The 9,415-nt window shown below is 72.3% G+C and carries 7 protein-coding genes; 3 read left to right on the forward strand and 4 right to left on the reverse strand.

What is annotated here, in order from left to right:
- From ACFI33_RS11370 to ACFI33_RS11385, 4 genes are all read right to left on the reverse strand, one after another.
- The coding region (locus ACFI33_RS11370) for a hypothetical protein (RefSeq protein WP_010078527.1) at nt 1–342 on the reverse strand (342 nt) is incomplete at its 3' end.
- 18 nt (nt 343–360) lie between these two features.
- Nucleotides 361–2,202 (reverse strand): 2-oxoglutarate dehydrogenase, E2 component, dihydrolipoamide succinyltransferase, encoded by a 1,842-nt coding sequence (gene sucB / locus ACFI33_RS11375; RefSeq protein ID WP_251679506.1) that lies wholly within the window; start codon nt 2,200–2,202, stop codon nt 361–363.
- 98 nt (nt 2,203–2,300) lie between these two features.
- A complete protein-coding gene (gene lpdA, locus ACFI33_RS11380; RefSeq protein WP_251679507.1) occupies nt 2,301–3,680 on the reverse strand; it encodes a dihydrolipoyl dehydrogenase in 1,380 nt (459 codons plus the stop codon).
- 116 nt (nt 3,681–3,796) lie between these two features.
- Nucleotides 3,797–5,329 carry a leucyl aminopeptidase gene (locus ACFI33_RS11385; RefSeq protein ID WP_036314092.1) on the reverse strand — a complete coding sequence of 511 codons (1,533 nt, stop codon included), beginning with the start codon at nt 5,327–5,329 and terminating at the stop codon, nt 3,797–3,799.
- 234 nt (nt 5,330–5,563) lie between these two features.
- Here ACFI33_RS11385 and ACFI33_RS11390 point away from each other — a divergent pair, with 234 nt between their 5' ends.
- The 3 genes from ACFI33_RS11390 (at nt 5,564) to ACFI33_RS11400 (ending at nt 9,341) form a co-directional block, all read left to right on the forward strand.
- Nucleotides 5,564–6,520, forward strand: coding sequence for a PAC2 family protein (locus ACFI33_RS11390; protein WP_036314094.1), 957 nt, complete (start codon nt 5,564–5,566; stop codon nt 6,518–6,520).
- Between the two features lie 36 nt (nt 6,521–6,556).
- Nucleotides 6,557–7,615 (forward strand): DUF4192 domain-containing protein, encoded by a 1,059-nt coding sequence (locus tag ACFI33_RS11395; RefSeq protein ID WP_012750911.1) that lies wholly within the window; start codon nt 6,557–6,559, stop codon nt 7,613–7,615.
- Between the two features lie 160 nt (nt 7,616–7,775).
- Entirely contained in the window at nt 7,776–9,341 is a 1,566-nt protein-coding gene (locus ACFI33_RS11400) for an RNA polymerase sigma factor (protein ID WP_205805457.1), read from the forward strand.
- The last annotated feature ends 74 nt before the right edge of the window (nt 9,342–9,415 follow it).

Genomic DNA, 9,415 nt, shown 5'->3' on the forward strand with positions numbered 1-9,415 from the left:
CTGCCAGAGGACGGCGACCAGGATGTTCACCAGGCCCAGACCGCCCACCGCGTGGGCCAGGCCCGTGGGCACGACCTCCCCGCGGTTGGACTTGCGGCGGCCGATCAGGGCGGCCACGAAGACGATGACGCCGATCAGGAACTTGACGCCCAGCTTCATGTGGTTCGGCTCCCCGCTCATGGCGAGGCCGAAAAGCACCACGCCGGAGACGATCATGCCCACGGAGCCCCACCACTGCGAGGTGGTGACGGTCGGGTTGCGGAAGTGCGCGAACCAACCGCCCACGATCGCTGCGGCGGACACGATGTGCACGGCCACCAGGATGCTGTGCAGGATATCCACAGTCCTTCTCCCTTTCCGTCAGAGACCCAGCTCGTTGGCGAACTCGCCGCCCTCGAGACGCTGACGCACCGTCATCAGGAAGCGGCCCGCGTCGGCCCCGTCCACCAGGCGGTGGTCGTAGGTCAGGGACAGGTACATCATGTGGCGGATGGCGATCGAGTCGTTGCCGTCCGCGTCGGTCACCACCATGGGGCGCTTCACGATCGCACCGGTGCCCAGGATCGCGACCTGCGGCTGGTTGATGATCGGCGTGTCGAACAGCGCGCCCACGGAGCCGATGTTCGTGATCGAGAACGTGCCGCCCGAGAGCTCGTCCGGCGAGATCTTGTTCGTGCGGGTGCGCTCGGCCACGTCGGCGATCTTCTGGGCGAGGCCCGTCAGGTTCAGGGAGCCGGCGTCCTTGATGACGGGCACCAGCAGCCCCTTCTCCGTGTCCACGGCGATCGCGATGTCCTCGGACGCGTGGTAGGTGATCTCCTTGTTGTCCTTGGAGAGCGACGCGTTCAGCTTGGGGTGCTGCTTGAGGGCCTCGGCGACGGCCTTCGTGATGAACGGCAGGTACGTCAGGTTCACGCCGGCCTGCTGCTGGAAGGAGGCCTTGGCCTTGTTGCGCAGCTGCACGATGCGGGTGACGTCCACCTCGTGCACCTGAGTCAGCTGGGCGGACAGGTCGAGGGATTCGCGCATGCGCTGGGCGATGACCTGGCGGATGCGCGGCGCCTTCTCCACCTCGCCGCGGACCGAGGGGTCCACGGAGGAGCTCGTGGCCGGGGCGGACGCGGCCGACGACGGGGCGGCAGCCTCGGAGGACTGCTCGGCCGGAGCCTCGGACCCGTCTGCGGCGGCCTGCGAGGCCAGCGCGGCGGCGAGCACGTCCTGCTTGCGGATGCGGCCGCCGACGCCCGTGCCGCGGACCGTGGACAGGTCCACGTTGTTCTGGTGGGCCAGGCGGCGCACCAGCGGGGTCACGTAGCCCTGGCCGGGCTCGGTGGCGGAGGGCGCCTCGGCGGTCTCGCCCTGCGCGGAGTCGCGGCGAGAGGCATCCTCGGACGGGGACGCCTCGGGCGTCTTCTCCGACTTCTCGACGCCGGCGGCCTCGGCGGCCTCCTCGGTCTCCTCGGGGGCCTCGGCCTCGGTCGCCTTGTCCTCGATCTCCTCGGCGGACGCCTCGTCCTGGCCGGAGGAGCCCTCCGACGGGGCGGAGCCGCCGCCGGCGGAGCCGGAGCCGACGAGCGCGAGGACGGCGCCCACCTCGACGGTGTCGTCCTCCTCCGCACGGATCTCCAGGAGGGTGCCCGCCACGGGGGAGGGGATCTCGGTGTCGACCTTGTCGGTGGAGACCTCGAGCAGCGGCTCGTCGACCTCGACCTCGTCGCCGACGGACTTCAGCCAGCGGGTCACGGTGCCCTCGGTCACGGACTCGCCCAGCGCGGGCAGGGTGACCTCGGAGGCCTCGCCGCCGGCCGACGGGGCCTCGTCCGAGCCCTGGTCGGTGGAGGCACGCTCCTCCGGGGCCGGCTCGCCGGCGGGCTCCTGCTGGGCGTCGTCCTGCTGCGCCTCCTCGACGGCGGGCTCCTCTGCCGCGGCGTCGTCCTCCGACGCGTCGGCGGAGCCGCCGCCGGAGCCGTCGCCGATCGTGGCCAGCGGGGCGCCGACCTCGACCGTGTCGTCCTCCTCGACCAGGATCTCCTCGAGCACGCCAGCCACGGGGGACGGGATCTCGGTGTCGACCTTGTCGGTGGAGACCTCCACCAGGGGCTCGTCGACGGCGACCTCGTCGCCGACGGCCTTGAGCCAGCGGGTCACGGTGCCCTCGGTGACGGATTCGCCCAGGGCGGGCAGGTTCACGGTTTCAGACATGGTTCCGATGCTCCTCATGAGGGGTGGGCGCCGGGGGCGCCCACCCGGGGTTGCGAGGTGGGCCCGACGCACGGACCCGGGATGGTCAGGGCGGTGGGTCAGCTGTGCAGCGGGTGGCCGAACAGGGCCATGGCGGCCTCGCCCAGGGCCTCGTTCTGCGTGGGGTGCACGTGCACGAACTGGGCGACGTCCTCGGGGTAGGCCTCCCAGTTCACGATGAGCTGCGCCTCGCCGATCTGCTCGCCGATGCGCTTGCCGATGCCGTGCACGCCCACGATCGGGCCGTTCTTCTGGCGGATCATCTTGATGATGCCGCCGGTGCCGAGGATCGAGGACTTGCCGTTGCCGGCCAGGTTGTACTCGGCGACCTCGACGTTGTCCTTGCCGAACTTCTCCTCCGCCTTGGGCTGGGTGTAGCCCACGGACATGATCTCCGGCTCGGTGAAGGTGACCTTCGGGATGTTGATGTCCTCGACGACCATCGGCTTGTTGCCGGCGATCTCCTCGGCCACGAAGATGCCCTGCTGGAAGCCGCGGTGCGCCAGCTGCAGACCGGGGACGACGTCGCCGACGGCGTAGATGTTGCCGACGCCGGTGTGCAGGCGCTCGTCGGTGAGGACGAAGCCGCGGTCCATCTTGACGCCCTGCTCCTCGTAGCCGAGGCCCTCGGTGTTCGGGCCGCGGCCGACGGCGACGAGGCAGACCTCGGCCTCGAACACCTTGCCGTCCGCGAGGGTCACCTTGACGCCCGAGTCCGTCTCCTCGACCTTGTCGAAGAACGTGCCCAGGTTGGTCTTGATGCCCTTCTTCTTGAACTCGCGCTCGAGGACCTTGATGATCGCCGGGTCCTCGTTGGGGACCAGGGTCTTCAGGCCCTCGATGATGGTGACCTCGACGCCGAAGGAGTTCCACAGGGACGCGAACTCGGAGCCGATGACACCGCCGCCGAGCACGATGGCCGACTTCGGGGTGTAGTCCAGCTCGAGGGCCTCCGTGGAGGTCATGATCTTCTTGGAGATGGGGAGGCCCATGGTCTTGGCCACGGAGCCGGAGGCCAGCACGATGTTCTCCGCCGTGTAACGGGTGCCGTCGACCTCGACCTCGTTCTTCGAGACGAGCTTGCCCTCGCCCTCGATGACCTGGACCTTGCGCATCTTCAGCAGGCCGGCCAGACCCTTGTGCTTGCCGGCGACGATGCCGTCCTTGTAGTCGCGCACCTTCGCCATGTCCACGGACTCGAGGGTCGCGTTGATACCGAACTTGGCGGCGTTGCGGGTCTCGTCGGCCACCTCGGCGGCGTGCAGGTAGGCCTTCGTGGGGATGCAGCCCCAGTGCAGGCAGGTGCCGCCGACCTTGGACTTCTCCACGAGGGCGACGGACTTGCCGTACTGCACGGAACGCAGGGCTGCGGCGTACCCGGCGGAGCCACCGCCGAGGACGAGGACGTCGAATTCCTGAGCGGTTGCCTTGTCGGCCACGGTGTTGCTCCTTGGTGCTGGGATCGGTGGATCGTGGTGGTGGTGCGTCACCGTCATCCCCGGCCGTCGGCGGCGGGCCGCGCGGCCGGGGGACGCGGTGGACATCGGGACCAACCTTACCGGGCACGCCCCTCGATGAGACCCACCAGGGTCCGCACCATCACGCCGGTGGCATCCTGCGGGGTGTAGCCGTACGCGGCCGACTCGTTGAAGGAGGGGCCGGCGATGTCGAGGTGGGCCCAGGGGGTCCGTGCGGCGTCGTCGTCCTGCGGCCGTCCGGCGTCGACGAATTCGCGCAGGAAGGTGGCGGCGGTCATCATGCCGCCGAAGCGGTCGCCCATGTTGGAGATGTCCGCGACGCGCGAATTGAGCGAGGCGCGCAGCTGCTCCGGCAGGGGCATGCCCCACGCGAGCTCCCCGGCGGCGTCGGCCGCGGCGACGACCTCGTCGCGCAGCGCGTCGTCACCCATGACGCCGGTGTGGCGCACGCCGAGGGCGACCAGCTGGGCACCGGTGAGGGTGGCCACGTCGAGCACCGCGTCGGGTCGCTCGTCGGTGGCCGCCACGAGGGCGTCGGCCATGACGACGCGGCCCTCGGCGTCCGTGTTCATGACCTCCACGGTCTTGCCGCCGTACATCGTGATGACGTCGGACGGGCGGATGGCGGTGCCCGAGGGCATGTTCTCGGCCAGCGCCAGCCAGCCGGTCACCTTCACAGGGACGTCCAGGGCCGCGGCGGCGCGCACGACGGCGAAGACGGTGGCGGCGCCGGCCATGTCCGACTTCATCGTCATCATCGAGGCGGCGGGCTTCAGCGAGATGCCGCCCGTGTCGAAGGTGATGCCCTTGCCCACCAGCGCGATGTGCGCGGCGGCGTCGGCCGGCGCGTGCTCGATGCGCACGAGCCGCGGCGGGCGGGAGGAGCCCTGGCCGATCGCGAGGATGCCGCCGAAGCCCTCGGCGCGCAGGCGGTCCTCGTCCCACACGTCCACGCTCACGGACGAGTCCGCGAGGTCCTCCGCGACGGCGTCCGCGAACGTGGCCGGGTAGAGGTGCGAGGGGGCCGTGTTCACCAGGTCGCGCACGGCGCAGACCGCGTCGCCCACGACGGCGGCCCGGCGCAGCACGGGGTCGGCGTCCGCGGCGGCGAGCGGGGTGACGACCTCGAGCTCGCGGACGGGACGGGACGAGTCCGCCTCGGCGCGGGCGCGCTCGGACTTCTGGGCGGTGAAGGCGTACGCACCCAGGACGGCGCCCTCGGCGACGGCGGCCAGTCGGGCCGGGGTGTCGGCCGGCAGGGCCAGGGCCACGGCGTCGGTGCCGGCCAGGGAGCGCACGGCAGCCCCAGCGGCGCGGCGCAGGGACTCGTCCGAGGCCTCGCCGTCGTCGTCCAGACCGCCGACGCCGGCCAGGACCAGCAGCGGCACCGGCACGCCGCCCAGCCCCGGGAGGCGGTGGACCTCGTCCTCGGCGCCCCGCACGCCCAGCAGCTCGAACGAGGCCTCGAGGGCGGTGGCTGCCTCGGCCGGCAGCGCGTCCGTCAGGAGCACGGGGCCGTCCGGACCGGTGCCCACCCCCACCACGAGGGCGGAGGCGGTCAGGTCCTCCAGGGCGCGGGCGGTCAGGGTCGGGCGGTCCAGGGTGATCACGGACGGGCCTCTCTTCCGGCGGTGGGGGGATGCGCCCGGCGGGGTGGGCCGGGCCGTCCCGCGTCATCCTAGTCAGAGGGCTCGCGCGCCCGTCCAGGGCGCGCGGGCGCGGAATAGGAGGGTGCCGTGCCGTGGTTGACTGACGCCAGAGGACAGGGAGGGATGTGCGTCCGTCGCCATCCGGGCGGCGGGGACGACTCTCCCGCAGACGGACCACCGGAAGGGGAACGAGACGTGCAGGACGCCGCGCCGCTGTACACCCGTCATGAGGGGGCGCCCGTGCCCCCCGGCCTGGGCATGCTCGTGGCCCTGACCGGGCACATGGACGCGGGCCGGGTCGCTCGGCAGGTGCGGGCCGCGCTGCACGAGCACCTGACCCATCGGACCGTCGTCTCCTTCGACGTCGACTCGATGTTCGACTACCGCGCCCGGCGTCCCCGGCTCCGGTTCGACCGGGACCGCTACCGTGATCTGCGCCTGCCCGCGCTCGAGGTGCAGCTGGTCGAGGACCTGCTCGGCCACCCCTTCCTGCTGCTGTCCGGCCCCGAGCCGGACTTCCGGTGGCAGGCGGTGACGGAGGCCGTGCTCGGCCTCGCGCAGGAGTGGGAGGTGGACTCGCTCACCTTCCTCGACGCGGCCCCGCTGCCCGTGCCGCACACGCGGCGGCTCGGGGTCACGACGCACGGGTCCCGCGCCGACGCCGTCGAGGGGCTGTCCACCTGGAGCCCGGAGGCGGACATCGTCGCGGGGCTGCTGCAGATGCTCGAGCTGCGCGCCGAGGAGGCGGACCTGCCGACGGCGGGCTACACCGTCCATGTGCCGCACTACGTGGCCGAGGCGTCCTTCCCCCAGGCGGCCGTGGCCGCGCTCGAGTACGCGGGGGCCGCCATGGGGCTCATGCTGCCCTCGGACGACCTGCGAGACGCCTCGCGGGACATCGAGGCCGAGCTGGAGCGCCAGGTCTCCGGGTCCGGGGAGATCCAGCAGATGATCGCCGGCCTGGAGCGCAACTACGACCAGAACGCCGAGGACCAGGAGCGGTCGTTGCTCGAGACCGAGCAGGGCCTGCCCGACGGCGACGAACTCGCCTCCGCCGTCGAGGCGTACCTCGCCGCGCGGGACGCCGGCGGCGGGTCCGCTCCTGCACAGGAGGACGGACCCGGCCGTCCGTCCACCGACGACGGGGACTGATTCCACCGCGGGGGCCCGGTCGGCGAGGGTGGCGGCATGGAAGCCCCCACCTCGCTCGACGCCCCCGTCCTGCCGGCCCGCGGCCCGGAGGACCTGCTCGCCTACGTCGGCCACGCCCTCGGGCGGTTGCCCGAGGACAGCCTCGTCCTCCTCACCCTGCACGACGGGCGCCTGCGCGCTGTGGTGCGGGTCGATCTGCCTCCCGAGGAGGTCGACGTCGACGCTTGGGCCTGCGCCGTGGCCGAGGTGTGCCGGCGGGACGCGGCAGCGGACGCGACGCTCTGCCTCGCGTTGCCGGACGGCGCCCGAGCCACGCTGACCCGTCCCGGCTGGGCCGCGGCGCTCGACGACGCCCTGGCGTCCGCGGGTCGCCCCCTGGCCGCGGCCTGGACGTGCGCGCACGGACGGGCGCGCCCCTGGTGGGGGAGCAGCATCGCCGAGGAGGGCACCCTCGACCCCCGAGCCGCGCCGCTGTCCCTGCACCTGATGACCCGCGGTTCGGTCTGGGACCGCGCGGCGGTGTCCGACCCGGTCCCGCGTCGTGGTCCCGCCGCGGCCCGGCCCGACGACGCGCGGTGGCGGCCGCCCGAGCAGGACGCGCCCCCGGCACGCCGCGCGTGGCTGGCGCAGTGGGAGCCGGTGCTGACCGGCACGGCGCGTGGCCGCGGTGCGCCCGCACCCGCCGTGCTGGGCTCGCCGCTGACGCGTCCGGCCTGGCGCGACGGCCTGCTGCTCCATGCCGCCGCGCCGTCCGGCGCGGCCACGGGGGATCCGGGGGACGAGGAACGGATCCTCACCGCGGCCTCGCGCCGGGCGCCGGCCTGGGACCGGCTGGACGCCCTGCGGGCGGGGCTGCGCGCGCTCGTGCCCGTCGCGACGCCGGCCGTGGCGGCTCAGGCCCTGGCACTGGCCGGGTGGGTCGGCTGGGCCCGCGGCCACGGCTCCGACGCGGACGCCCACCTGACCGCGGCGGCGGCGCTGAGTCCCGGCGACCCGTTCGTCTCCGTCCTGCGACGCATCGTGGCCGCGGGGTGCGTCGCAGGCTGGGCGACCGACCCGGCCACCGCGTGGCGGCCCGACGGTGGCCGCCCATGAGAGAATGATGCGGCTTCACGACGGCACGGCCGACCGCAGCCCGTTTCCCGGGTTCGGAATAGATCGGTCTCAGCCGTCGTTGGCACTCACGGACCCTGCAGTCGGCGGGCCCGGACGACGTCGGTCGTCCGAGGCCGCGACTTGACAGGGTCACGTGTCTATGGACTGCAAGGATCCGCGGGTGGCCGCGGACGAGACGGAAAGGCCTCGAGTGACCACTTCGACGACCAGCGGTGTGCAGGACGGCAAGGAGACCACTGCCTCCGAGGCCACGACCACGCGCACCCGCTCCACGGCAGCCAAGAAGTCGGCAGCCAAGAAGTCGGCAGCCACGAAGAGCGCCACGACCAAGGGCGCCACGACGCGGACGACCGCGACGAAGTCGGCGGCGACCAAGACCGCTGCCACGCCGACGGCCAAGAAGAAGGCGACCCGGAAGCCCACCGCGGCCAAGACCACCGCCACGGCCAAGACCACCGCCGCGAAGAAGACCGCCACGACCGGGGGCAAGAAGGCCACCGCGTCCGCCGCCTCCGCCGAGCAGGCCGAGGACGACGAGGAGCTCGTCCAGGCGCGCGAGCGCACCGAGGCCGCGGACGCCGTCGAGGAGGACGTGGTGGCGGACGAGACCGCCACCGAAGACTCTGATGATGAGGACGCGGACGGCTCGGACGCTCCGGAGCGTCCGGCGATGGACGCGGAGGCCGTGACCGGCACGACGGCCGCCACAGGCCAGAAGGTGGCCCAGTCCAAGGGCGCGTTCGTCATGGACGACTCCGAGGACGACGCCCCGGTGCAGCAGGTGGTCGTGGCGGGCGCCACGGCGGACCCGGTGAAGGACTACCTGAAGCAGATCGGCAAGGTCGCCCTGCTCAACGCCGAGCAGGAGGTGGACCTGGCCATGCGCATCGAGGCCGGCCTCTACGCCGAGCACGTCGTGCAGCACGAGGCCTCCGACGACTACCGCGAGCGCCGGGACATCCAGCTGATCATCGCGGACGGGCGCAAGGCCAAGAACCACCTGCTCGAGGCCAACCTGCGTCTGGTGGTCTCCCTGGCCAAGCGCTACACCGGTCGCGGCATGCTGTTCCTGGACCTCATCCAGGAGGGCAACCTCGGCCTGATCCGCGCCGTCGAGAAGTTCGACTACACCAAGGGCTTCAAGTTCTCCACGTATGCCACGTGGTGGATCCGTCAGGCCATCACCCGCGCCATGGCGGACCAGGCCCGCACCATCCGCATCCCGGTGCACATGGTGGAGGTCATCAACAAGCTGGCCCGCGTGCAGCGGCAGATGCTCCAGGACCTCGGCCGCGAGCCCACCCCGGAGGAGCTGGCCAAGGAGCTGGACATGACCCCGGAGAAGGTCGTGGAGGTGCAGAAGTACGGCCGCGAGCCCATCTCCCTGCACACCCCGCTCGGCGAGGACGGCGACTCCGAGTTCGGCGACCTGATCGAGGACTCCGAGGCCGTGGTGCCCGCGGATGCCGTCTCCTTCACGCTGCTCCAGGAGCAGCTGCACTCGGTGCTGGACACCCTTTCCGAGCGCGAGGCCGGCGTCGTCGCCATGCGCTTCGGCCTGACCGACGGCCAGCCCAAGACGCTGGACGAGATCGGCAAGGTCTACGGAGTGACACGAGAGCGCATCCGCCAGATCGAGTCGAAGACCATGTCCAAGCTGCGTCACCCCTCCCGCTCGCAGGTGCTCCGGGACTACCTGGACTGAGTCGGAGCGGCATGACGAAGGGCCGGACCCCCGCGGGGGTCCGGCCCCTCCTCCATACGCGCCCCTCAGGCCCC

Source organism: Micrococcus sp. PSi08 (genome assembly GCF_054960655.1).

Bases quoted from the DNA above. Each gene is read 5' to 3' on its own strand.
- sucB (WP_251679506.1), bottom strand. From the start codon at position 2,202: ATGTCTGAAACCGTGAACCTGCCCGCCCTGGGCGAATCCGTCACCGAG.
- ACFI33_RS11395 (WP_012750911.1), top strand. From the start codon at position 6,557: ATGGAAGCCCCCACCTCGCTCGACGCCCCCGTCCTGCCGGCCCGCGGC.
- ACFI33_RS11400 (WP_205805457.1), top strand. From the start codon at position 7,776: ATGGACTGCAAGGATCCGCGGGTGGCCGCGGACGAGACGGAAAGGCCT.